Genomic DNA, 25,577 nt, shown 5'->3' with positions numbered 1-25,577 from the left:
TTAACGCCATGCCCCATTAATTATATTTACATTTTAAGGTAATTATCTTATTAAAATGGTCTAATAAAATTATTATATAAATAATTTATTGGAAGGTAATTGTAAAAATTCATCAAAAGGGCTTTTAAATTGATATTGTATCTTTTGATCTTTAAACCCTAATTTTAGAAATAGTAGATCTATATAATGAGGTTTTGTTGTTTTAAGTTTAATTCTTTGTATTTACAAGGATCAGATAGTACTAAATTTAAAGTAGGCATAAATTCAATTATAATATTGCATTTTGCATTATATTCTTCTAACTCCTCATTTATTCTATATTTGCTCTCTTAAAAAGTTTTGCATGCTCTTTTTTATATTCAGAGGAGTCTATACGATTATCTAACAATAACTTACGCTGATTATTGAGACAATTTGTGATTTCAGATTTTTCTTCTTCTAATCGTTTAAAAACATCAGTAAACATATTTTGAGTAGTCTCATTAATCAGATTCTTTAATTCGTAAAGTTTTTTTGGTTTACAACACATTAAATTAAAAATATCCTCGACCTTTTGTAAAAACTTTTTATTTCTCATAAGTTATTGATTATTATATTAAAGTAAATATATTTATTTTTTATATAATTACAAGTTTTTTATTATAAGTTGAAAAACCTAGAGAGATTTTTATTGATGCTTATGATCATGGTGGTGGGTATAGAAGCCTAGAGAAGAAAGGGCATTGGAAAATTCGGAGTTAGGAGTTATTTCGTTTGGTATTCCGCTACAACATATATGACCGTTTAAGCATATCACTTGATCGGAGTTTTTTATTACGGTAAATAAATCGTGAGAGATCATAAAAACCGTAATATTTAGCTTTTTACGAATCAAATTAATAAGCTGATAAAATTCTTGTTGGCTTGTTACGTCTAAAGACTGTAACGGTTCATCTAAAATAATTAAGTCGGGATTATTAACTATTGAACATGCAAGAACTACCTTTTGAAACTGCCCTCCTGAGAGCTTAGAAATTTCTTGATCTTTTATATGTTCCAAATCAATAAATGAGTTAATCTCTTTAATATTGTTATTAAAATTACTCGGTGCTAACAAATCTAAAAATTTTTTTACTGTAATAGGTAGGTCAGGGGTTAATCCGAACTTCTGCGGTACATATCCAATTTTTAATTTGGGATCAATTATAATCTTGCCACTTGTTGGTTGTTCAAGTCCAAGCATTAATCGCACTATGGTGGTTTTGCCTGCACCGTTAGGTCCAATTAAAGTAGTTATATTATTTTTTTTGACAGTGAAACTAACGTTATTTATCAGCAATTTATTACCAAATTTTTTAGATACGTTACGAAACTCGATTATAGGTTTTTCCAAAGCGATACTTTATATTTACGGCTTTATTGTCATCCCGCGAGCTCTTGTAGCGGGATCCAGTCTTTGTGTATTTTTTTAGATACCGTGGGGCTGGGGCCATGGTATGACATCGGGGCTGTATTATGTAGAATAAATGCCTATTAGTTCTGCCTCGGCAAGTAAATGTTTTTGTAAAGCCAATACTAAATCTTGTTTATTAGCATTCTCATCAAGCTCAAGATAATCATTTAGAGCATATAATTTAAAAAAATAACGATGAGATTTGCCGGCAGGTGGACAAGGACCACTGTACTTTTTTTCTTTCCAGCTATTATTTAAAATTTTAATATTGCTATCTATTTGCCCTTCTGAAAGCTTAGTAACAGAAGCAGGAATATTATAGATTATCCAATGATCCCATATACCGTGCGGCGGTGCTATTTCTACCGGTGCATCCGGATCATCCATGATAAGTGCAAAAGATTTAGTATCTGCAGGAGCATTATTCCATTCTAGATGCGGTGAAACATTTTGTCCTTTACAAGTAAATTTATCAGGAATGCGGTCATTATGTTTAAACGCCGTACTTGTTATTATGAAAGTCATAGGTTGCTCCTTTTATTCGTCATTGCGAGGAGAGGCAAAGCCTCGACGTGATAATCTAAGGCATTTTGCACTGTCTCATGAGATTGCCACGCTCCTTATCAGTCGCTCGCGATGACGTTTGATACATACATCAATTCACAACTTGCCATTGTCCGTCAGGTTGGCGGCATGCATTACCGTATGCTTTTTGTTGTTTTCCGCCTATTACAACTGTTTGAGTGTACTCACGGCAATATTGACCAGTGCTATTTCTATAAGTTTTATTAGGTGTTACGTAACCGTAATTGCCGTTATCCGGATTACGCCACTCTACGTTACTACCGCTAGGAGCTGCTTCTAAAGCTCTCTGTGAGGTAAGCTCTGCAAGTCTTCTATCCTGCTCATCCATACCTGCACCGATTTGCCCGCCAAGAACTGCTCCAAGTAATGCACCTACACCTACTCCGACAAGTTGCCCTTTACCTTTACCAAATTGAGAACCAAGTAATGCACCGCCGGCACCGCCAAGAAGTGTTCCTGTACCTTGTTTATTCATACCACCCGGACCGTTACAGGCTTGTAACATAGAAGCTGCAAGAGCTATAATCATAATTTTAGATAATAGTTTCATATAAATTCTCTCTAAATTAATATATTATTTAATAAGTATATGGTTTTTAGAACTTTGTAAAGTTAAAACTAGATTCTGTAAACAAAATTTAAATTATTTGTATTTTAAAATATTATTTTTAATTTTGTTCACAGAATCTAATTATAATTGAATTTTATATTTTCTTTGTTAAACTACAAAAAATAAATTGGAAAGATTTGTCATGGATACTAATAGCCGTAATCGGTTAATAAAGTCGGCGTCTTATTTATCTATTACTATGGCATTAATTATTTTAAGTATAAAATTATACGCTTGGGTTGTTACCGATTCGCAATCAATCCTTGCTTCTTTAATTGATTCAATGCTTGATATAACTTCCTCCTTTATTAATTTAATAGCTTTAAGGTTTGCCTTGCAACCACCTGATCATCATCACAGGTTCGGGTATGAAAAAATGCAGGATTTAACAATTTTTTCTCAATCGATATTTTTCTTTGCTTCGGCTTTTTTTATAGGCTTTTCTTCGGTTAAATCTTTATTTGAAAAAACAAAACCAGAGAATATTAGCGACGGTACTACTGTAATGTATGTATGTATATTCTTAACAATTATTTTAGTACTTTATCAAACTTATGTAATTAAGAAAACGGGATCGGAAATAGTAAAAGCCGATAAGCTTCATTATTTCACGGACTTACTCACTAATGTTATAGTAATTATCTCTATAAATTTAAGCGATCATTTTTGGTTTGTTGACCCATTATTTGGTGTAGTTATTTCGTTATATATATTCCACTCTTCTTATTCTTTATTTAAAAAGGCATTTAAAAATTTAGTTGATCATGAATTACCTGAACAAGATAGACAAAAAATTATCTCGATAGTTAATAACCATTTAGGCGTAAAAGGTATGCACGAAATGAAAACTAGATATGCCGGTCAAAAAGCTTTTATCCAGTGCCATTTGGAAATGGACGGCAATATGTCGCTTTATAATGCTCATAAAATTAGCGATGAGATTGCTTTTGAAATATTGCAGGAATTTCCGGAGGCTGAAATCATTATCCACCAAGATCCTTTTGGAGTCGAAGAACACGTAAATTACCGTGAATATATTATTAGATAAAGAAACTAATTTTAATAATTTTTTCATGGAGCAAGCTTTAAAACAAGCACGGCTCGCTTTTGATAAAAATGAAGTTCCGGTCGGAGCGGTGATTGTAGATAGGTTAAATCAAAAAATCATTGTTAGTACCTATAACAATACGGAAGAAAAAAACAATGCTCTTTATCATGCTGAAATTATTGCTATTAATGAAGCATGTAATCTTATATCTTCTAAAAATTTAAATGATTATGATATTTACGTTACTTTAGAACCTTGTGCTATGTGTGCGGCAGCTATAGCTCATAGCAGATTAAAACGTTTATTTTACGGGGCTTCTGATCCTAAACATGGAGCAGTTGAAAGTAATTTGCGATATTTTAACAGTAGTGCTTGTTTTCATAGACCGGAAATATATAGCGGAATTCTTGCTGAAGATTCGGGGCTATTAATGAAAGAGTTTTTTAAAAGGATACGATAATCATGGTAGAGCATTGTTGCGTGGATCATAAAGTATGCTCGGTGTCATACTGTGGCTTGACCACGGTATCCATAAAAAATAACTTATAATACTAACAAATTTTAGTATTTTTAATTGGATCCCGCGACTTGATCGCGGGATGACAGGAGTGGAATCGACCCACGCAACAATACTTGTGCAAGAATGACATTGGGAACAAAAAAATATGTTAACACTATTAACCCCCTATTATTTTAATAAATTATCAAAGGTTATAATACCCATATTAGCTATAGCTACTTTTGTAATGATGATTATAGGTCTTTATTTAGCCCTCATAGTTTCGCCGATAGATTATCAACAAGGTGAGTTTATACGCATTATGTATGTTCATGTTCCTGCTTCTTGGATGGCCCTTGGTATTTATGTTTTCATGGCAGCATGCAGCTTTAGCTATTTAGTATGGAAAACTACTATGTCGTATTTGCTAGCTGTAGCTTCTAGTTACGTTGGAACTACTTTTACTTTGATTAGCTTAGTAACAGGCTCTTTATGGGGGAAGCCTATATGGGGAACATGGTGGGTTTGGGATGCAAGACTTACCTCTATGCTCATATTATTTTTATTATATTTAAGCTATATTATCATAGTAAATAGTGCGGATAATATAAGAAAGGCACAAAATCCTGCTTCGATTATTGCTATTATCGGACTGATTAATATACCGATAGTAAAATTCTCAGTAAATATTTGGTATAGCCTGCATCAGCCTGCTAGTGTTTTAAGGCTAGGGAGTCCAACTATTCACTCTTCAATGCTAAAGCCTTTAATTATTATGTTTATTAGTTTTATTTTATACTTTCTCTTAATACTAACTATACGAACTTCTATATTAATCGACAAAATCAAAAACCGATAACCAAATGACCTATGTTATAACCGATGAATGCGTAAAATGTAAATATACCGATTGCGTTGAAGTATGTCCCGTAGATTGTTTCTATGAAGGTGAATTTATGCTAGTTATCAATCCTGATGAATGTATAGATTGTGGCGTATGTGTTCCTGATTGTCCTATAGATGCCATCAAACCCGAATCACCGGAGTTAATAGAATGGGTAGAACGTGCAAAAGATTTTATAGACAATAAAGGATGGAAAAATATTACCAAAAAAAAACCTGCTTTGCCTGATGCCGATAAATTTAAAGATGAGAAAGATAAGTTTAATAAATATATGTTTGCTGAAGTATATTCTGAAGAAAAATGAAAGTAATTATACAAAGTTCAACTTGAAAAAGAGCAAAGAATCCACAAGGCGAGGAGCGGAGCGTATACTTAAATACGTGAGTACCGCAGCTCTTGTAGGATGACGTAGCCAATTTTTTAAGTTCAACGAGTATAGATGTGTTTATTTTATCACAAAACTTCATTATATGAATCTAATTGCCGATTAAATATAGAACTAAAAAATATAATATGTTATTATGATTAAGATAATGTTTAATTATTTGATTTGAGGTGCTAATCATGCAAAAGTTACTTTTAATAGCTGCTACAAGTGCAACAATTTTATCTTCTAGCGTATCATTTGCCGAGGGCATGGATAATGACTGGTATTTAAGAATAGATGCCGGTGCAGCAATGTTTAATAAAGAAAAAGATAAGGCAACCGGTGTTAAATTAAAATCTAATATGACTGTTCCAGTTGATTTAGGTATCGGTTATTATATTTCCAAAAATTTTAGAGCCGATTTAACTTTAGGTACTATAATCGGTGGAAAGCTAGAGAAATCCAGAACTGCAACTAATGCACCTTTTACCGGTACTAACATTTCAGCAAGCCATAAACCTACTATTACACGTTTACTTATTAACGGTTATGTAGATTTAACTAATTTTGATATATTCGATGTTTTTGCCGGTGCCGGTGTTGGTCCTGCATTAGTTAAAGAGAAAATTACATATAATGGGATAACCGGTCTTTCATCTAACACTAAAAACAGAACTAATATCTCTTACAAGCTAACTTTAGGTACTTCTGCACAAATTGCTGACGGTGTTAAAGCAGAACTAGCTTATAGCTGGATAGACGACGGTAGAACAAAAAGTAAGAATGTAATTTACCAAGGAACAAGTGTACCAACTGGTGGCATGCGTTATCAAAGCCATAACCTAACAGTTGGTATAAGATTTGATATATAATGACAAGAATATATTAATAGTTTTAGGTAGTCGTCATTGCGAGCAACTGTAAGGAGTGTAGCAATCTAGAAAAAATTTACTGTATTGCCTAGTCAATTACATACGTAATTTCCTCGCAGTGACGTAGATTATGTATTTAGTCAGGATGTCACTTAAAACTATTTTTTATCGAATTTAGGTAAAAATTATTATCTAATATCGTTTTTACTAACAACTAATAAAATTTAAAGGAAAAATTTAACAATATGAAAAAATTACTTTTAATAGCAGCTGCAAGCACAGCACTTTTAACTTCCGGTCTTTCATTCGCTGATTGCGATATGAATTCTTCTGTAGATTCATCTACTAATTCATCGATGTCGTCATCTATGGAAAATCTATGGTATTTAAAACTTAATGCCGGCGGTGTGATTTTTGATAAAGCAAAACCTTCAAATAGCAGTGTTAAGTTAAAATCCAATACAGGTTTTACCGGTAATATTGGAGCAGGTTATTATATCATGGATAATTTAAGAACTGATTTTACAATTGGAATGGTAACAAATAACTACATGAAAAAGTCTACAAATATTTTAATCTCTAGTTCTACTGTTACTACTGTACCATCGGTTATTTCAGCAGGTGGACAACTTATTATTAATGGTGTTGTGATTCCAGGAGATGTGCTTACAAGTGGTCCTGGCGGCACTGCCACCACTGCTACTACAGTATCAGTCAAACATAAACCTACTATTGTAAGTGCATTACTTAACGGTTATGTAGATTTTATTGATTTAAGTATGTTTAAAGTTTTTGCAGGAGCAGGTGTCGGTGCTGCGTTAGTAAAGGAAAAAGTAAATATTTTAACTAAGACTGTTGCTAATAATAATGTTATTAGTAGTTCTAATTTTTCAGGAACTACTAAAAACAAAACCAACTTTGCTTATCAATTATCTTTAGGAACTTCATTTGAAGTAGCACAAGGTGTGAAAGCAGAACTCGTTTATAGCTGGACAGATTACGGTAAATCCAAAACTAATACTAAAAATGTTGCCGGAAATAAAGTTAAATTTGGCGGAACCCGTTATAAAGGTAATAACTTAATGGCAGGATTAAGATTTAATATGTAATTTCTCAAATCTTTTTACAAGCTATTAACACGAAAAAGGAGTCTTTATTAAAGACTCCTTTTTCGTTTGTGTGTTGTCTGCATGGATTGATTCCACCCCCCTGTCATCCCGCGACTTGATCGCGGGATCCAGTCTTTTTTAATTGTTTTTTGGATACCGCGATCAAGTCGCGGGATGACATAAAACGTGTTTTTCGATCCACGCAGGCAAGCCTTGCAGGAATGACATAAAGAGTCGTCATATCTTAGGTTTTCCTTTATAAAACGTTACGTTCATTTGATGTATTGCTTCAAAGCCTAAATAAATTTTAATACGTTCTAGAATAATATCTTGATAATAAGGTAATTCTGCTGCAGTAGCATTATCTTCTGCTTGTATAAACAGCGTATTAATCTTTTGTTTTTTATAAGTATAGGTGGTGATTTTTAAAGGTAATGCTTTAGTGCTGAAGTTAAACCCGACTATTTTATTCCAGTTAATCATGATTTCAGGCAGCAACGGATGTTGTTTGGCAAATATACGTCTAACTATTTTATCAATATCCTCTTTAATTAGCTTCATTTTAATAAACTCTGCACGGTTAAAGTTATCACGGCTATTGCAAGCATTATAGATATTACGGGAAAATATAAAGATGTAACCGAAATGATCATTAAAAATATATTACAAACTGCTATAATCGATACTACTTGTTTATGAGACTTACCTTTTTGTACTGCTTTTTGAAAAAAATGCTTTAGATGGGGTTGCCAAATTTTTTCTTTATTGAGCAGCCGAATTAATATGGTTAGTACGGCATCGGTAATGTAATATAAGCTAGCAATAGCACAAGCTATAAATAAATTAGTGCTTGTAAGAGCAAGTAAGAGTAAGCAAAGACCCGTTAAGAATCCAAGACTAATACTTCCCACATCTCCTAAAAATATTTTTGCCGGATGCCAATTAAATATTAAAAAACCACAAGAACAACCAAGAATAATAACATTTACACTAGCTATAAAATATGGGTTATTAATAGCCGAAAATTGTAAAAAACATAATATAAGCATAGTGCTAGCGAGATGAATAGATTCTATACAACTCATGCCGTCTATACCGTCCATAAAATTATATATATTGATAAATCCAGTTAAAGCTACAGTAAATAAAGCAAAAATAAGGTATAAGCGCAAACCGTGATCACCAAATGAAGTAAACGGTAAGAAGAAATATACGGCTAAACTAGAGCAAATTAAATGTACGAGTAATCTAATTACGATCGGTAGCGATCTTAAATCATCTAAAAAAGAAATTGCAGAAATTGCAAACAATAAAGGAACAAGTTTTTCAGAAATAAATGTTGTTCCAGTAGTCCATAATTCAAAAATATAAAGGGAAATTATTGCAACGAGTACAATAGCAAGCCCTCCACCGCGCGGTACTATTTTGTTATGAGAACGCCTTTTATCTGGTATATCAACTACTCCTAAGTAGGAAAGACACGTAATTAATATACGTGTTAATAGTGTTGTAGCTATAAAAGAAAATATAAATAAAACAACATTTATAAAGATTATTACATCGTTCATAGTAACATATTAGATTTAAAACTATAATATTTACGGTTTGGCATGTCTCTACTATCTTATTTGTCTCATATGAATATCGGCTTTTGAAGATTCAGTACTCCCCCGCTTGGATGATTATGCACAAGTATAAGGCTGCTTGCTTCATATTAAATAAAGCTCGTTTAATTATTCACGTGGATATACCGCAGCTTGGTCTATAGTTCCTTGACTTAAAACCTCATCGGCAATTAAAATATTTTTCTTATTCAAAAATAATATACGAAATTGCTCGAGTCGCATATTGCCCATATTAACTTTTAAATAATCAATCAAAGCGCTCCAAGAAGCAATAATATTTTTATTTATTATTTGTTTCAATACTCTATTTATCAGCTCACGTATTAGAGCAAAATTGATATATAAATTTTCATTGGTGCCTTTAATACTAAGTAGCCTTTCCTTATCAAAGTTAATTAAATCCGTAATATCAAAATGATCAAGTAATTTTTTAGCAAGAGGTTTTACGTCTTTACGAGGGATAGCCGGAAATAACATTACTTCAAGTAATTCATAACCGGATAAGTGTTCTGCTCCAGCGGCAACGAAGCGTTCTTTTACTCTTTTACGGTGACCTATATAATGAGGCATACCTATTTCATCATTACCGAATTCTATCAAATTATTTTCTAATATTCTTTATGTTTACTCAAATTATAAATGTTTGTCACCCCGTGGCTTGACCACGGTATCCATAAAACAATAAAGAAGAAGACTGGATCCCGCGATCAAGTCGCGGGATGACAATAAAAAGATCCAACACCTATTTCCTTACATAACTTCCCGGTGCTTCTTCAATAGCCTTTAGATTGTGATAATCTAAAGAATCTACTAGCTTATTATCATTATTTTTTATAAGCCAATCAAGCCAATAATTCCACCATGAGCCTTCATATTCCGTAGCTTTCATAAGCCACTCATGACTACTTAAACTTAAGTCGTCATTAAGCCGATAATTATATTTAGCACTAGCGGGAGGGTTAACTACACCTGCTACATGCCCTGAATCCGTGAGACAAAAAATCTTATGTCCGTTTAATAATTTTACTCCATCATATATTGAATGCCATGGAACTATATGATCTTCTTTTGCTGCTATGAAAAAAGAATTACAATCAACTTTTTCCAAGATCTATTTTTGTTCCGAGTACCTCTAAATTATTAGACTCTTTTAGCAAGTTATTGCAATATGTATTTTGCAAATATTCCTCATACATTTTTGCCGGCAAGTTAGTAGAATCCGCATTCCAATATAGCAAATCAAAAGGCATCGTTTTTTACCGAGTAAATAATTATTGATAAAAAATGTCCAAATTAAATCATTAGCCCTTAGCAAACTAAAACTATTTGATAAATATTGCCCATCAAAATAACCTTTTAGTTTTATCTCTTCCTTAATGTAGTTAATCGTAGCTTCATTAAAAAATACTCCAAGCTCACCGGGATGAGTATAATCAAGCAAAGTAGTAAAGAAAGTAGCACTATGAACAGAATCTATTTTTTTGCTTTGAAGTATGCGATAATTATAGCAAGGAATGTACCGCCCATGCAATATCCGACAAAATCAATTTTTTTAAAACCAAGATTTCTCACATACTCAAAAGGTGCTAAAATACCGTCTTTTAAGTAATCCTCGAAGCCTTTTTCCGATAGAGAGATGTCAGGATTAACCCATGAAATAAGAAAAACTTGAAAATTATTTTCTACTAAGAAAGATACTAAAGAATTATGCAAAGATAAATCGAGTATATAATATTTATTTATACATGGCGGAATAATAAATATCGGAATCTTATAAACTTTTTCTTTCGGTTCATAGCATATTAATTGCATTAAATCATTTTGAAATATGACTTTTCCTTTTGTTGCCGCAATATTTTTACCGAGTTTAAAGGCGGATTTATCGGTAGTTTTAATATTTAATATATCACCTGAACTTTTTATATCTCTTAAGAAATTTTCTATAATCCCTGTACTAGATTTTGACCGCCGCTTTCTAATGTCTCACGTAAAACTTTTGGATTACAAAAAGCAAAATTTGAAGGTGAAAAAGCATCAATAAAATGTTTAGTTACAAACTCTAAATGTTGCTTAAGATCATTTGATAGCTCATACTGTTCTATATTCTTCTTAAGCCACTCGCTAGATAGTAAATAATATTGTTTAACAAAGTCAAAATAAGCATTATCCTCCCATGAAGAATCTTTAAATCTTTTATCTCGATTATCCGGAGAAAATACAGCTTTTGCCGGACTACCGACAAATTTTGCAAAGCTATTCGCTGTAAGCTCTCTTAACTTATCAATATATTCAACATTAAGCTTACAGAACTTTTCAGGATTTGCCCAAAACTGTTCTATCATTAAAAGAGGCTATAATTCTGTTTTTATCACTATCAATTAGGCTCCTAGGGATCATACTCCCCCTACCTTGCATGAAATGCAAAATAAGCTCTTGATATTTATCGGCAATTTCTTTGAAATTATTAATTATAGTCTCGTGTGGGATGTTATACATGTTTAGTTCTGATAATGTTATGCTACTGTTTTAAAGTCATTGCGAGGAGAGGCAAGGCCTCGACGTGGCAATCTTAGGAATGGTGTATTATTTTATGAGATTGCCACTCTCCTTGCAGTTGCTCGCAATGACGTCTTAAGAATCAAAGCTTATGTCTTTACACCATCCCACATCTTATCAACTTTGTCGATAACTTCCTGACTCATTTCTATTTTTTTACCCCATTTTCTATTTGTCTCAGGGTATATTTTATCGGTTGCATCTATTCCCATTTTACTACCAAGCCCTGAATCAGGTGATGCAAAATCCAAATAATCTATCGGGGAATTATCTATAAAGCTCGTATCACGCCTTGGATCGCTTCTTGTTGCTATTGCCCAAATTACTTCTTGCCAATTACGAACATCAATATCATCATCTACAACGATAATAAACTTACTATACATAAATTGCCGTAAGTAAGACCAAATCCCAAGCATTATTCTTTTAGCATGACCAGGATAGGATTTTTTAATCGATACTACCGCAACTCTATATGAACAACCTTCAGGTGGAAGCCAAAAATCGACTATTTCCGGAAATTGCTGCTGCAAGATAGGAATAAAAATTTCATTTAATGCTTCACCTAAGATTGACGGCTCATCAGGCGGTTTTCCCGTATAGGTACTTAAATATACTGGATTTTTCTTCATCGTTATCGCAGTGACCGTAAATACAGGAAATTCCTCAACATCATTATAATATCCGGTATGATCCCCAAAAGGACCTTCAGGCAAATACTCTTCTAAACTTACATAACCTTCCAGCACTATTTCACTATGTGCAGGTACTTTGAGGTCAATAGTTTTGCATTGTACCAACTCTACTTTTTCATTACCGAGTAAACCGGCAAAATTATACTCCGAGACATTCTCAGGTATCGGCGTAACCGCTGCAAAAGTTACCGCCGGATTTGCCCCTATAACGATAGCAGCAGGAAACGGTTCTTTTTTTGCTTCTTTCCAACGTTTATGATGCTCTGCTCCGCCCCGTAACTTTAACCAACGCATCAATAGCTTATTAGGAGCTATTGTTTGCATCCTATATATACCAAGGTTGTAATTATCTATTTTATCATTACTAGGTCCTTTAGTAACTACTATCCCCCAAGTAATTAAAGGCGAAATATCATCAGGCCAACATTTTTGAATCGGTAATATATTGATATTCGGTTTGTCAACGACGACTTCATGACAAGCTGCTTTTGATACGGTTTTAGGAGACATAGCAAATATACGCTTAGCAAGCGGTAACATTGATAATGTTTCTTTAAAAGATGCGGGAGGTTGCGGCTGTTTAAGGAATGCTAGTAAAACGCCAAGCTCTCTTAATTCCCCGACATTCTGAAGCTTAAGTCCCATGCAAATACGATTTATACTAGCATAAAGGTTAGTTAGAACAGGTATAGTAGATTTACTACCGTCGGCTTTTATAACATTTTCAAAAAGTAATACAGGGCCACCTTGCTCCAATACTCTTCTACTAATCTCCGTAATTTCTAGGTCAGTTTTAACCTCAAGAGAAATACGCTTTAATTCACCGTTTTTTTCTAAAAATTTTAAAAACTCCGGTAAATCTTTAAAGCTCATATTTTTATTTTTTTGTTTATAATGCTTACTCTGTTTTCGTCATAAGCTATGGAAATTACTGTGTTGTTGCATGGATACCTAGAGTCGTCATTGCGAGGAGCCGTAGGCTGCGTGACAATCTCATGAAATAATAACAAACTCCCTGAGATTGCTTCGTCAATTACTTCGTAATTTCCTCACAATGACGATACGGTATGACATAGTTGGTTTCCCTACTTACTAAAATTAGCTTTTACCTGCATATCATTCTGAATAATTGTGTAGTTAATTAGCTCGTCAATTACAGAATTTTTAATATTATATATTATATTTTTTTCTGAATTGACATGAATATTTTGAGCCGTTAATTCATCTATACTTCTAGATTTAATATGTGCAAAATATACTTCATCACCTACTTGGAATACAGGCGTATTACTTCCTATTTTAGTATTAAAAATTGATAATAATATCTCAGGAGTTAATGTTAGATCATTTTCCATTTCGGATCTAATATAATTTTTTTTACTTATTTTTATTCCAGTGGCTTTAAGCTCTTTTATATTCTCTTGATCTGAATTATATTCCTTTGCTAAATCCTTGATAATCTTTAAGTTTACATCTGCGATATTCTGCTTTGTCCAAACTTTATGTACCTGCTCTTTAATAGCATCAAATTCAGGTATTTTTGCCGGCTGAATAGATTTTAATTCTACTAATATAAGATAGCTTTTATCTTCTGCTTCTATAGGATAAGATAATTCTCCTTCCGAAAGCTCAAAAATACTATCGGCATTTTCGGCAATTATTTTATCTTCAATAAGATCTGCATAACTGACATAGTTAACGTTTTGTATCGGTAGCTTATATTTTTCAGCAATTTCAACTAAGCTAGACCCTGCTGCTGTCTCATCTTCCAGCTTTTTAGCAAACTCCATATTAAGTATGTCGATTTTTTGAGCCTTTAATAAATCATGTAATTGTTTTTGTACCGATTCAAAACTTTGATTTCCAAACTCATCTTTATTTTCATTATAAAATTCTAACAACTCATCTTGAGTAACTGAGACTTTTAAATCCTTAATATTAACTTTAATATAAGAAAAGCTGCGTTTCTCAGGTACTTCAAACGAGATTTTATTATCTTGGTAAAAATCCTTTAATTGCTGATCGGTAGGAGTAGGGATTTGTAAATCTTTCGGTTTATTTTGTAAATCTATTTGTATTAATTCTACCTCTCTTTTTTCAGCCATATAATCTACTATATTGTCAGTCATAACTTTAGGAACATAGAAACTTTCTACAAAAGTACCGACAAAAATATTTTTTAGAGCTTGTTCTTTGAAATTTAATAAATATTTTTCTTCATCCATATAAGAATTTCTAAAATAAGTTTTAAAAATTTTTATATCGAAAACGCCTTGCTCATTTTTAAAAACCGGTGATTCTTTAACTAAAATTTTAACTGTATCATCACTTAGATCTAAGTCATAATAGCTAACTAAATAATCTAAGACATTATCGTAAACAAGCCTTTTTAGGATTCGGTTATCAATATTTAACTGTGCTATTTCTTCATCGGTTAAACTTGTTCCCGTTTGCTTACTTATAGCATTAATTTCTAAAGATTTTGCTCTCAAAAAATCTTCCTGGGAGATATTTTTCACATGAGAAAAAGTAACAATATCGCCGCTTCTTCTTCCATTTAATACATCTTTAATACCAAAGCCGACAAAAGCAAAAGCGATCATTGCGAATAAAACCCGCATTATAAAACTATCGGCAGTTTTTCTAATATTATCTAACATAATTTTTTATTAAATTTTATCGTCATTGCAAACGGGTATTAGTGCGTGGATATCCAGTCGTCATTGCGAGCAGTCGTAGGCTGCGTGGCAATCTAGAAAAATAATAAAAAAAAATTTACTGGATTGCTTCGTTAATTGCTATGCAATTTCCTTGCAATGATGACTCTTAAGGCTACATTATAAAGCAAAAAAACCTATATAGTCAAACTATATAGGTTTTTTCTTATATTTGTAGACATCCGACGCCATTCCGTGATTTATTCACGGAATCCAGGAACAATATCAAAAAATTGTACATTTTAAGTTATTTTCTGGATCCCGTGGTCAAGCCACGGGATGAAACCGAGCATATTAGAAGTTCACACGAACTTTTACACTACCTTGCTGTGCGAAATACTTACTTCCGATATTGGTATCGTAGTTAATACCGCATTCCATCATTTTGTGCTTAGCAGTAACACCGATGCCGACATCAAAGCTTGTTTTGCTTTGCTTGAAGCTGTTGGTTGGGAAAGGAGCAGTCATACCTTGTAATCTTGCATCAATCGCCGGAACTTTATTCTTGAATGCATAATCAACCATTGCGTAAAGCTCAGGTGTTAGCACTACTTCATTGACATTGATATTACTTGATACTTTAGCACCGAGTAAACCGTCGAAAGTATTATAGTTCTTGCCTTTAACGATAAGATTTTGGTAAGTAGTACCGGTTTCTTTATAGCCTTTATCTTTGATAGTCGAATACCTAAGCCCGGCTAGCGGTGTTAGGTTAATGTTCTCAGGCATCATATAGGTATAACCAGCCATTAACTGACCTGTATAGCTTTCGGATTTATACTTACCGTTTGCAGTTTGATAAGCAGTAGTCGCTAGTGCCGTTGCAATAACACGTCTTGATTTGCTTCTTATCTTATTATCCGAGTAAGATGTTATACCCTCAACAAAGAAATTTTCATAAGGTAAGTTATATAAACCATATACGGAATAGATATTACTCTGTACTTTATTCTTGTCGCCGGTTTTATTATTTTTTAGCTTAATGTCAGTATCGGCTCTTGTATATGCAAGTCCGAGTGCTAGATCATCGCTAACTAAGCCGTCAAAACCTATAGTGCCACCGGTTGTATCAGACTTATAACCACTTATATTGTTATGCATCTTCTGCGTTACATTACCGACAAATGGGCTTATCCACGCACCAAACTTAGCATCTCTGTCCTCATCACCGGCAGCTACAGCAGCCGGCTGTATTGCATTCATTCTAGCATTTAGATTAATTAAGCTACTTGAGATATTACTTAGTATAACTTGATTATTAATAGCAGCTATAGTATCGCTAGGTTTTACAACGTCTTGTATAAGGTAAGTTGTAGCATCTGCTTCCTGTAGCGGTATCATTAGACCAAAGTTATTGAAAGCTTGACGTGCATCTGAACCATTGGGAGCATCCTTCATTAACTCAAGTGATTTCTTTATATTTGCAGCATTTGGGATATTTGCAAGCAGTCCACCCGGTTCAAAATCTTCGTCTATAACATCTTCAGCTATATCCTCTGCAAATAATGTTAAAGTTGATGCATCAAAAGTAAAGTCAACAAAACGGTTGTCATTATTAACGGTTATTTTAACATTCTCTTCGGGAGTAGGCTTTAAACCGCCTGCTGTTTCTGTAGATATTACTGTATATTTTGTATCTGGACTTATATTATTAATGTCGAAATTAGTAGCAGTAACAACAAGTGCTAAAGTTGAAACCCCTGATAAATCAAGAGTACTACCTGATTTAATTAAGATATTACCGTCTGACTTAGCTACTCCATTGAAAGTAGTATTTAAGGTTAATGTATCGGTAAAGCTACCAGTGCCGGTATATGTTACCTGATTTGCTCCTAAGTTAATAGTAGTACCGCTACCTGTTATATTACTATTAAAGGCTAGGCTATTGCCGAAATTAATAGTAGCACCATTAGTTGTAAAGCTGGTAGCCGTTACATTTTTAGCAAAATTAGTGATAGAACCTTTGGCTAAAGTAACTGCACCAGTATTAGTAAACGTATCGGCAAAACTTATAGTGCCGCCGAGCGTCACCGTACCTTTTGCATTAACACTGCTTGCAAAACTTGTAGCACCTGCCGTGGTGATATCACCAACTGAATTAGCCGCAGTCCCTACAACACCGCTAACACTACCGCCATTCGTGAAGTTTAGCTTCAAAGCCTGACCGCCAGTTTTATTTATGCTGCCTGTTAAGTTAAAGTTTGCAGGTAATGTTAAGAGTGCAGTACCGTTACCTTGGATTTCGGTGATGCTAGTATTACTGCCTTTGGTTATACTTACAGCCCCGGCACCTACTTTTAACATAGCGAGATTTGTAATAGGTCCATTAATAGTGCTAGCCCCCTTAGCGATGATTATACCGTTAACTCCGTTGCTGCTTGTAACACTACCGGTGATATTATTACCATCAGCAAGCGTTATCTCTGCTGCTTGATTATTGAAATCTACATCACCGTTAATATTACCGTTTAGATTTAATTTAGTAGCAGCACCGAATGATAAATTTGAATTGATATTTTTATTATAATCAATTGCCGCTACTGATAATTCTAAGTCATTTACAAATATATCGGTATCTATTTGGAATATTCCATTTCCTCTAAATTCTAATTCTTTTAACTTATTTACTGCAGTACCATAAGTAGCATTCCCGACACTTGCAAGTATTATTTTTCCACCCGCAGCTCCTGAATCTACAGCAAGCTTACCTTTATTCTGACCTAATGGATCAAGTACCGCATTTAATGTGATCGTACCATTTCCTGCTGCACTATTTTGTAATACTAAAGTTGCATCTTCATGTGCAAAATTAATAGTCTGACCATTGGCTAAAATTCCTACATTACCACCATTCGCATCAATTGTATAAGAACCGGCACCGACAGGAATCGCTGTGCCTGTATGTCCTACGCCTGCAGCACCGATATTTATTACATTAATTTGGTTAGTAATACCGCCTACATCAACAAAATTTGTAGTACCTAGGATATTAAATACAAGAACATTTGCAGCATCTATATTATTCAGTGCTACACTACCTAAAACATTTAATGATGCTAATTCATTTCCTCCCATACCTATTGCTTTAGCTCCGGCGTCACCTTGTAAGGTTATAAGTTTTGTTGTACCAATAAGAGTTAACACACCGCCACCGGTTGCAAACGCAGGTAAATCATTTTTAAGAGTTATAGTTTTATTATCTGTAGTACTATCGTTAAGTAAGAAAAGACCTGAATTTGCACCTTTAAAATTAATCACTTGAGCGTTTAATATATCAACATTAGCGTTCTTAGCATTTATTGCAAAATTCTTACCATTTTGAATGTCAATTTGTGCAACCGTGCCTATACTAGCATCATTTGCAATCACTGTATCACCAGCATTAATATTAAGTATACCGGTAGCACCGTTTGCTATAGTTCCGCTTAAGTTATAACTCTTACCAGCAGGACCGTTAAACTCTAACGTACTGCCGGCGCCAAAATCTATATTATTCGCAATCAAGTTTCCACCGACTTTTATAGTACCTGCTGCTCCACCACCGGCAACATTATCAAAATTTACGGTTTGAGCATAAATATCACTACCAAATACAAGATCCGCAGCACCATTATCAACTTTAGCATTAAGGACTTTTAGAGATGCTCCATTTGCACCTACTGCTCCGGTAACCCCTACTCCTAGTGTCGTTAATGTACCATTACCCCCTGCTGCAGTTACTGCTCCAGTAATACCATTATTTGCTGTTAACGCACCATCAGCTGCAAAGTTCACTGCTGCTGTGATTGCTCCTGCTGCCGTTACATCCGCTGCTCCATTATTAATGGTCACGTTTGTTGCATCAATAGTTGTTACGTTACTCGCTCCATTAAAAGTGACTTGCTTTAGTATATTTGCTGTACCGTTAGCACCTATTGCTGCACCAACATCCCCCCCATTAACTATAAGTGTTCCGTTATTTCCAACAGATGTTACAGCCCCGGTAATACCGTTACCTAAAGTTAACATCCCATCTGCATTAAACACTGCTACACCTGTAACTAACCCACCGGCGATTAATTTACCAGCAGCTGTAAAATTAATCGCTCCATTTACTGTCCCTGTTGTTACCTCAGTTCCAGCATTACCAACCTTTACGTTAGTCGCAAATATATTACCTGCATTACTTGCTGCTGCGTTATTAAATATTAATTGCTTTAGTGAACTACCACCGGTACCAGCATTTGCTATATCTCCTGCTGTTACTATAACTGTACCGTTACCCCCAACAGATGTTATATCCCCTGTAATACCGGCTCCTAAAGTTAATTGACCATCTGTAGTTAATACTGCTGTACCAGTTACTAACCCACCGGCAATTAACTTACCGGCAGCTGCAAAATTAATCGCTCCATTTACTGTTCCTATTGTTACCTCAGTTCCAGCATTACCAACCGTTACACCCGCTGCAAATATATTACCTGCATTACTTGCCCCAGCGTTATTAAATGTTACTGCTGCTAAGGCAGCACCATTTGCACCGGCATTTGCTATATCTCCTGCTGTTACTATAACTGTACCATCACCACCATTAGTCGTTATTATATCCCCGGTAATACCGTTACCTAAAGTTAACGTCCCATCTGCATTAAACACTGCTGCACCTGTAACTAACCCACCGGCAGTTAATTTACCGGCAGCTGTAAAATTAATCGCTCCATTTACTGTCCCTGTTGTTACCTCAGTTCCAGCATTACCAACCTTTACGTTAGTCGCAAATATATTACCTGCATTACTTGCTACTACGTTATTAAATGTTAATTGCTTTAGTGCACTACCACCGGTACCGGCATTTGCTATATCACCTGCCGTTACAATAACCGTACCGTTATTCCCGGCAGATGTTATATCCCCGGTAATACCGTTACCTAAAGTTAATGTACCATCTGCATTAAACACTGCTGCACCTGTAACTAACCCACCGGCAGTTAATTTACCGGCAGCTGTAAAATTAATCGCTCCATTTACTGTCCCTGTTGTTACCTCAGTTCCAGCATTACCAACCTTTACGTTAGTCGCAAATATATTACCTGCATTACTTGCTACTACGTTATTAAATGTTAATTGCTTTAGTGCACTACCACCGGTACCGGCATTTGCTATATCACCTGCCGTTACAATAACCGTACCGTTATTCCCGGCAGATGTTATATCCCCGGTAATACCGTTACCTAAAGTTAATGTACCATCGGTAGTTAATACTGCCGTACCTGTAACTTTTCCGTTTGCTGTTAGCTTACCAGCATTTGTAAATTCTATTGCTCCTTCTATTTGCCCGGTAGTCACTATCGATGCGTTATTTCCGATATCTTCTCCTATTGTTATTGTTGTTGCAACTACATTACCAGCCGCTATTCCATTACCGGCATTATTATTACCGTTATTAAAAGTTACTAATTTTAGCCCTTTATTAGCTATAACACCTATATTTCCTATATTATTACCGCCTGTAATAATAAGTGTACCTTGATCATCTACAGTTGTTGTTATATTTCCCGTTATTCCATTTCCTAATGTTAATTTACCATTATCATTAAATACTGCAGTACCCGTGACTAAACCGCCTGCTACAAATTTTGCTCCAGCTCCAGCTAAATTTATAGCTCCACTGACTGTACCTGTTACATTAACTGAACCATTCGTAATAATATTTGTTGCTGCAAGCGAAATAGCACCTACGCCTACACCACCATCAACAGTTATTGAAGCTAACTTATGGGTTGTACCTATTGCAGCAGTAAAAGTGGTATCTGTACTAACTTTTAATACACCCTCATCGTCATTTGCACCGTCTAGTGCCCCATCAAGTGTTATCAGATCCATAGAAGCCGAGTGAATAGTTAAGCCTGCAGTGGCACCGCCTAAGGTAATAGCTCCTAAACCATTATAAACATCGGCACCCTGTCCCAATCCATCTGTACCGGTTAAAGTTAACGTAAAGGTATCACTAATGCTAACAGGAAATGCCGTACCGCCATTGATATTAACAGAACCTAAAGAAATATTTTTATTTACCGTAAATAAAGCAGGTACTTTATTGTTTACATCTATTGCCGTAATATTTACTGCTTCATCAGCATCAACCGTAAAATCGTCATCTGTATATTGTAAAGTACCGCCTGCAAATTTTACAGCAGGATTTAACCCCACACCTGTACTAAATGTTGCATTTGCATCTATTGTAGCAGCACCCAACGCTCCGCTACTGGTTAGCATTAATGCTGCAGTTGAGGTGGTGAATAAAGCGGTTTTAAGACCTTTTTGAATTGCTTTTTGAAATAATTTTGGAGAAATATTCGCCATATGTAAACCTTAATAAAAATCGAATAACTTAGAAAGTATTGTAAATTTAATACAACTTTTTAAATATGTCTATTATAATTATTAATATAGATGATATTTTTACAAATTTAGTATGAATATGTGGCATTTGTATAGATTATATGTCATTTCGTAACGGCGTTGTTGCGTGGATACCTAAGTCGTCATTGCGAGTAAACATAGAGAGCGTGGCAATCCAGAAAAATAATAAAAAAATGCTATAAATTAGCATTTTTTAACTGGATTGCTTCGTCAAAACTTACAGTTTTTCCTCGCAAGGACGACTCGGTATCCATACGGGCAATACCCTCTTGCAATGACGACTTAGTATCCATATTCTCCTAACACTTTAGTAACATCATCATACATATAATATTCAGAAGCATTAGCTTTGAGCAATAATTCTATAGCCGGGACACGATGATTACTCTTCGCCATGGCCAGCGGTGTTAGACCTGATTTATCACGATAATTAATATCCGTAGTGTGTTCAATTAAAAACTGTATAATTCTTCACCGCAATTAGCTTTTATAGCATGATGCAGAGCTAGACGCCCTAATTGGTCTTTATCAACACCTTATACTATATAAAGTTTCTACTAACTCTAAATCACCGGCATATATTGCTTTTTGTAAAAGCTTTTGTCCTAAAGCTTTATCAAATTCGGCGTAATCTTTAATCAAAATTTTTACTAGTTTTGAGGTGTTTATATTCTTATCATAAATTTGAGTTACTTTTTCTAACAGTGTTTGCTGCCCTGTGTTTTTACCGACTAGTGTATGATTTACTAGATACTCTATTAATCTCAAATCTTCAGAATCAATAGCAAGTTCAAAAATCTTATAACCGAGTTCGCTTTTAATATCAAATTTAGCACCTTTGCTAATTAATGCTTTTACTGATGAGATATTTTTCGATTCTACAGCTAACTCTAAAGGAGTTTTATTATTATTATGATTTTTATCATGAAAAAATTGTACTATTTTACCATTTCTATATTACCGATTTTTATTGCTAAGTGAATAGCAGACCAACCATACATGTTAGGAGCAATTTTTCCTCCCATCTAAACTAAAAATTTTACTGTTTCTAAATCATGACCAAGTATTGCTAACTCCAAAGGAGTTCTACATTTAACATCTGTAGCATTAATATTTTTTTCATTACATAAAGCTTTTACTAACTTTATTTCTTTAGATCCTACTGCTATATGTAAATCCGACCATTTATTATCTCTTATAGCCATCGGGTTTACTTTCGCTATCTTAGCCTTTAAAGCTTTAAGACGTGGTATTATATAATCTTTAGGGGTAATGCATATGAGGTATAGTAACTTGGGTGTCTGGTTCCAGTGTTAGAGGTAGTCAATTGAATTATTTCCATATAATGTCAATGATAATATGTATTTATGTCATTCCCGCCTACGCGGGAATCGACTTTGTCATCCCGCGACTTGATCGCGGGATCCAGTCTTCTTCTTTATTTTTTTATGGATACCGTGGCTTGACCACGGTATGACAGAGGTGGAATTGAGCCATGCAACCACTCCTACCTCTCAGGCAATAATATCTCTCTCTTACCTGTATGATTCGGTGGTGAGACTATTCCCTCTTTCTCCATCTTCTCAACTAAGTTGGCAGCTTTGTTATAGCCGATTCTAAGCGACCTTTGGATATAGCTAATGGAAGATTTTCGCTCGTCACGTACTACCTGCACAGCTTTTTTGTAAAGCAATTCATCAGATGTGCCGTCGCCGATATCAATGCTACTATCGTCTTCTTCAGGTTGCTCGGTAACGGCAGAGATATATTCAGGCGTACCGGTTTCTTTTAAATATTCCGTAATTTTCTCAATTTCGGCTTCATTAACAAATGGTCCGTGTACCCTACTTATCTTTGAAGTATTCCCCATAAATAGCATATCACCCATACCGAGTAACTGCTCGGAGCCTTGCTCTCCTAGGATCGTTCGACTATCGATTTTAGAGGTAACTTTAAAGCTAATACGACTTGGAAAATTGGCTTTAATGACGCCGGTAATAACATCTACCGATGGTCTTTGCGTTGCCATGATAATATGGATGCCAGCAGCTCTTGCCATTTGAGCAAGCCTTTGAATTAGCATTTCGATATCCTTACCGGCAACTAGCATTAAATCAGCCATCTCATCAACAATAACCACTATGTAAGGTAGTTTTTCCATATTCATCGTAACGGTTTCGTAAATAGGCTTACCGGTTTCAGGATCAAAGCCCGTTTGAATCGAACGCTCAATTACTCTATTCTCTTTAACTGCTTCTAAGATTTTTGCATTATAACCTGCGATATTCTTAACACCGATATTGCTCATCATTCTATAACGGTTTTCCATTTCCTTAACTGCCCATTTAAGTGCAACTACCGCCTTAGATGGCTCGGTTACCACGGGAGTTAGCAAATGCGGTATTCCGTCATAAGCCGATAATTCAAGCATTTTCGGGTCAATCATGATAAAGCGGCATTCTTCGGGAGCATAGCGGTATAAGAGCGACACAATCATCGCATTAATACCGACGGATTTACCTGAGCCAGTGGTTCCTGCTACTAATAAATGAGGCATTTTAGCAAGATCGGCAATCAGCGGCTTACCTGCTAAATCTTTACCCAAGACTAACGGCAACAAAGTTGATTTGTCTCGGTATTCGGGAGTTTCTATCAGTTCTTTTAAACAAAAAAATTCACGTTGCTTATTAGGAAGCTCAATACCAAGTACGTTTTTGCCGGGTATTACTGCTATCCTTGTTGATAAAGCAGATAATGAGCGTGCTATATCATCAGATAACCCTACTACCCTTGATGTTTTCGTGCCTGCTGCCGGCTCAAATTCATATTGAGTTACCACCGGTCCTTGATTGATATTAATTATCTGCCCTTTAACTCCAAAATCATTCAACACGGTTAATAACTCTTCAGCCTTTTGTTTAAGCTCTGAAGAAGAAGCTCCTTTTACATGATGGTTTTCAGGATCACGTAATAAAGAAATAGGCGGCAATTCCGCTATTTCGCTTTGAGATATTTTAGGGCTAACCGGTTTGCTAAAGAATTTTATAGGATTTGCAGGTACGGGTCTCGCTTCTTCAGTGCATTTTACTTTTTCACTCACGGGCCTTTGGTAAGAAGAAGTTATATTTATCTTATCATTGTTTTTAGTAGGGAATAATCTTATTGACGACAATCGTGAAAATACATTATGTAAAAAAGATTGTATCCAATAGGTTAAAAATTTACCTAGTTTAATAATAAAATTATTTAAAGAAGTAAATTTAATTTCAAGTAAAACAACTAATATAATAAAGGTAAAAAATATTAATAATAAGTATAGTTGATTTGTAAATCGCTCAAAAAAATTAGAAGCTATTATTCCAATAGCTCCGCCTGCATTTGCCGGTATGAATTCTAGCTTAAGCTTAGATAATAATGTGCTACTGCTAATAAGAGCAAGAAACATTACAAACATACGGATAAATGAGCCGCGATATCTTCCATACCAACAATTTCTCCCCCAAACAAAGCAAGCAAGCGGTATAATAAAAGCAGCCAACCCAAAACATTGATATAAACAATCCGATAAATAAGAACCAAAAATTCCGACTAAATTACTAGAGTACTCTGTTGTGACTGAGTTAAAAGAAGGATCATCTATATTATACGATGTGAGAACAGTAACAATACCAAGCCCGATTATCCCTAAGATAACAGCTTGCACCTTATTGTTTAAAAGAATTTTGTTTATGTAATATAGCATAGTTTTAAATATTAAGCTAAATTATGAGTTTTATATCTTTTTCTATAATACTCTATAGGCTTTTCAATAAAGAAATAATTATTACTGTTATAAAAGTAACCAACATATTAAGAAATTTCCCATTATCAGCCCAATATGAAATAGCAGGTAATATATTATACAAGACAATTAAATGACAACAATATATTGGGTAAGAGAGTAAAGCAATTAATTTGTCTAACTTATTATCTTTGGTTAAGTCAAATATTTTTCCTAAAGATAAAGCAAATAAACAATAAAAAAGTAATTTTTTAATTGAAGCTCTATTGGGATAAACGGAAAAGTAATAATTATTAATATAATATATAAATAGAGTAATTGACTAAGCCAAGACTTTTTTCGTTTATTTCTTGATTAGTATAAATATAAAATGCT

General features: G+C 34.4%; 22 protein-coding genes and 3 pseudogenes. 6 read left to right on the top strand and 19 right to left on the bottom strand.

The window, feature by feature from the left end:
• Positions 1 to 310: 310 nt before the first annotated feature.
• From AB1146_RS02195 to AB1146_RS02180, 4 genes are all read right to left on the bottom strand, one after another.
• Positions 311 to 577, bottom strand: coding sequence for a hypothetical protein (locus AB1146_RS02195; protein ID WP_010420992.1), 267 nt, complete (start codon positions 575 to 577; stop codon positions 311 to 313).
• Positions 578 to 667: 90 nt separating this feature from the next.
• On the bottom strand, positions 668 to 1,372 hold the full coding sequence (locus AB1146_RS02190; protein ID WP_010420995.1) for a metal ABC transporter ATP-binding protein: 705 nt from the start codon (positions 1,370 to 1,372) through the stop codon (positions 668 to 670).
• A 120-nt stretch (positions 1,373 to 1,492) separates the two neighbouring features.
• Positions 1,493 to 1,957 (bottom strand): YbhB/YbcL family Raf kinase inhibitor-like protein, encoded by a 465-nt coding sequence (locus tag AB1146_RS02185; RefSeq protein WP_010420996.1) that lies wholly within the window; start codon positions 1,955 to 1,957, stop codon positions 1,493 to 1,495.
• 130 nt (positions 1,958 to 2,087) lie between these two features.
• Positions 2,088 to 2,567, bottom strand: coding sequence for an RT0821/Lpp0805 family surface protein (locus AB1146_RS02180; protein ID WP_010420998.1), 480 nt, complete (start codon positions 2,565 to 2,567; stop codon positions 2,088 to 2,090).
• A 202-nt stretch (positions 2,568 to 2,769) separates the two neighbouring features.
• Here AB1146_RS02180 and AB1146_RS02175 point away from each other — a divergent pair, with 202 nt between their 5' ends.
• From AB1146_RS02175 to AB1146_RS02150, 6 genes are all read left to right on the top strand, one after another.
• Positions 2,770 to 3,675, top strand: coding sequence for a cation diffusion facilitator family transporter (locus AB1146_RS02175; RefSeq protein ID WP_010421000.1), 906 nt, complete (start codon positions 2,770 to 2,772; stop codon positions 3,673 to 3,675).
• Positions 3,656 to 4,135 carry a nucleoside deaminase gene (locus AB1146_RS02170; RefSeq protein WP_010421002.1) on the top strand — a complete coding sequence of 160 codons (480 nt, stop codon included), beginning with the start codon at positions 3,656 to 3,658 and terminating at the stop codon, positions 4,133 to 4,135. Before AB1146_RS02175 ends, AB1146_RS02170 begins: the two co-directional genes overlap by 20 nt.
• A 205-nt stretch (positions 4,136 to 4,340) precedes the next feature.
• Entirely contained in the window at positions 4,341 to 5,033 is a 693-nt protein-coding gene (locus AB1146_RS02165; protein WP_010421004.1) for a heme ABC transporter permease, read from the top strand.
• Positions 5,034 to 5,037: 4 nt separating this feature from the next.
• Positions 5,038 to 5,382 (top strand): ferredoxin FdxA, encoded by a 345-nt coding sequence (gene fdxA / locus AB1146_RS02160; RefSeq protein WP_010421006.1) that lies wholly within the window; start codon positions 5,038 to 5,040, stop codon positions 5,380 to 5,382.
• 260 nt (positions 5,383 to 5,642) lie between these two features.
• Entirely contained in the window at positions 5,643 to 6,317 is a 675-nt protein-coding gene (locus AB1146_RS02155) for an outer membrane protein (protein WP_010421007.1), read from the top strand.
• 245 nt (positions 6,318 to 6,562) lie between these two features.
• Positions 6,563 to 7,426, top strand: coding sequence for an outer membrane protein (locus AB1146_RS02150; RefSeq protein WP_010421009.1), 864 nt, complete (start codon positions 6,563 to 6,565; stop codon positions 7,424 to 7,426).
• A 237-nt stretch (positions 7,427 to 7,663) separates the two neighbouring features.
• Here AB1146_RS02150 and AB1146_RS02145 read toward each other — a convergent pair whose 3' ends face one another.
• The 15 genes and pseudogenes from AB1146_RS02145 to AB1146_RS02070 form a co-directional block, all read right to left on the bottom strand.
• Complete coding sequence (locus tag AB1146_RS02145; protein WP_010421012.1) at positions 7,664 to 7,987, bottom strand: DUF721 domain-containing protein; 324 nt, start codon at positions 7,985 to 7,987, stop codon at positions 7,664 to 7,666.
• The gene (locus AB1146_RS02140; RefSeq protein WP_010421014.1) at positions 7,984 to 8,994 is read right to left on the bottom strand and encodes an MraY family glycosyltransferase; all 1,011 of its coding nucleotides are present in this window, start codon (positions 8,992 to 8,994) and stop codon (positions 7,984 to 7,986) included. Before AB1146_RS02140 ends, AB1146_RS02145 begins: the two co-directional genes overlap by 4 nt.
• Positions 8,990 to 9,351: pseudogene (locus AB1146_RS02135) on the bottom strand (JAB domain-containing protein); the annotation flags it as partial. The gene AB1146_RS02140 and the pseudogene AB1146_RS02135, both read right to left, overlap by 5 nt.
• A gap of 6 nt (positions 9,352 to 9,357) precedes the next feature.
• Positions 9,358 to 9,666: pseudogene (locus tag AB1146_RS02130) on the bottom strand (UPF0758 domain-containing protein); the annotation flags it as partial.
• Between the two features lie 127 nt (positions 9,667 to 9,793).
• A complete protein-coding gene (locus AB1146_RS02120) occupies positions 9,794 to 10,159 on the bottom strand; it encodes an alpha/beta hydrolase (protein ID WP_029374735.1) in 366 nt (121 codons plus the stop codon).
• 365 nt (positions 10,160 to 10,524) lie between these two features.
• The gene (locus tag AB1146_RS02115; protein WP_232203694.1) at positions 10,525 to 10,947 is read right to left on the bottom strand and encodes a hypothetical protein; all 423 of its coding nucleotides are present in this window, start codon (positions 10,945 to 10,947) and stop codon (positions 10,525 to 10,527) included.
• A 44-nt stretch (positions 10,948 to 10,991) separates the two neighbouring features.
• Entirely contained in the window at positions 10,992 to 11,393 is a 402-nt protein-coding gene (locus AB1146_RS02110) for a hypothetical protein (protein WP_232203647.1), read from the bottom strand.
• 303 nt (positions 11,394 to 11,696) lie between these two features.
• A complete protein-coding gene (locus AB1146_RS02105; RefSeq protein WP_010421019.1) occupies positions 11,697 to 13,175 on the bottom strand; it encodes a UbiD family decarboxylase in 1,479 nt (492 codons plus the stop codon).
• 212 nt (positions 13,176 to 13,387) lie between these two features.
• Complete coding sequence (locus AB1146_RS02100; protein ID WP_010421022.1) at positions 13,388 to 14,962, bottom strand: SurA N-terminal domain-containing protein; 1,575 nt, start codon at positions 14,960 to 14,962, stop codon at positions 13,388 to 13,390.
• Between the two features lie 351 nt (positions 14,963 to 15,313).
• A complete protein-coding gene (locus AB1146_RS02095; RefSeq protein ID WP_010421025.1) occupies positions 15,314 to 21,361 on the bottom strand; it encodes an autotransporter outer membrane beta-barrel domain-containing protein in 6,048 nt (2,015 codons plus the stop codon).
• 342 nt (positions 21,362 to 21,703) lie between these two features.
• Positions 21,704 to 21,856 carry a hypothetical protein gene (locus AB1146_RS02090; protein ID WP_232203695.1) on the bottom strand — a complete coding sequence of 51 codons (153 nt, stop codon included), beginning with the start codon at positions 21,854 to 21,856 and terminating at the stop codon, positions 21,704 to 21,706.
• A gap of 93 nt (positions 21,857 to 21,949) precedes the next feature.
• Positions 21,950 to 22,189, bottom strand: coding sequence for a hypothetical protein (locus AB1146_RS02085; RefSeq protein WP_040611262.1), 240 nt, complete (start codon positions 22,187 to 22,189; stop codon positions 21,950 to 21,952).
• Positions 22,190 to 22,249: 60 nt separating this feature from the next.
• A pseudogene (locus tag AB1146_RS08495) lies at positions 22,250 to 22,363 on the bottom strand (hypothetical protein); the annotation flags it as partial.
• 83 nt (positions 22,364 to 22,446) lie between these two features.
• Entirely contained in the window at positions 22,447 to 22,626 is a 180-nt protein-coding gene (locus AB1146_RS02080) for an ankyrin repeat domain-containing protein (protein WP_010421027.1), read from the bottom strand.
• A 302-nt stretch (positions 22,627 to 22,928) separates the two neighbouring features.
• The gene (locus AB1146_RS02070) at positions 22,929 to 25,163 is read right to left on the bottom strand and encodes a DNA translocase FtsK (protein ID WP_010421031.1); all 2,235 of its coding nucleotides are present in this window, start codon (positions 25,161 to 25,163) and stop codon (positions 22,929 to 22,931) included.
• Positions 25,164 to 25,577: the final 414 nt, after the last annotated feature.

It is taken from the genome of Rickettsia helvetica (assembly GCF_963970025.1).
Classification (GTDB): Bacteria; Pseudomonadota; Alphaproteobacteria; order Rickettsiales; family Rickettsiaceae; genus Rickettsia; species Rickettsia helvetica.
Note: the sequence above shows the minus strand (reverse complement) of the source record. Positions and strands in the feature narration are given on the sequence as shown.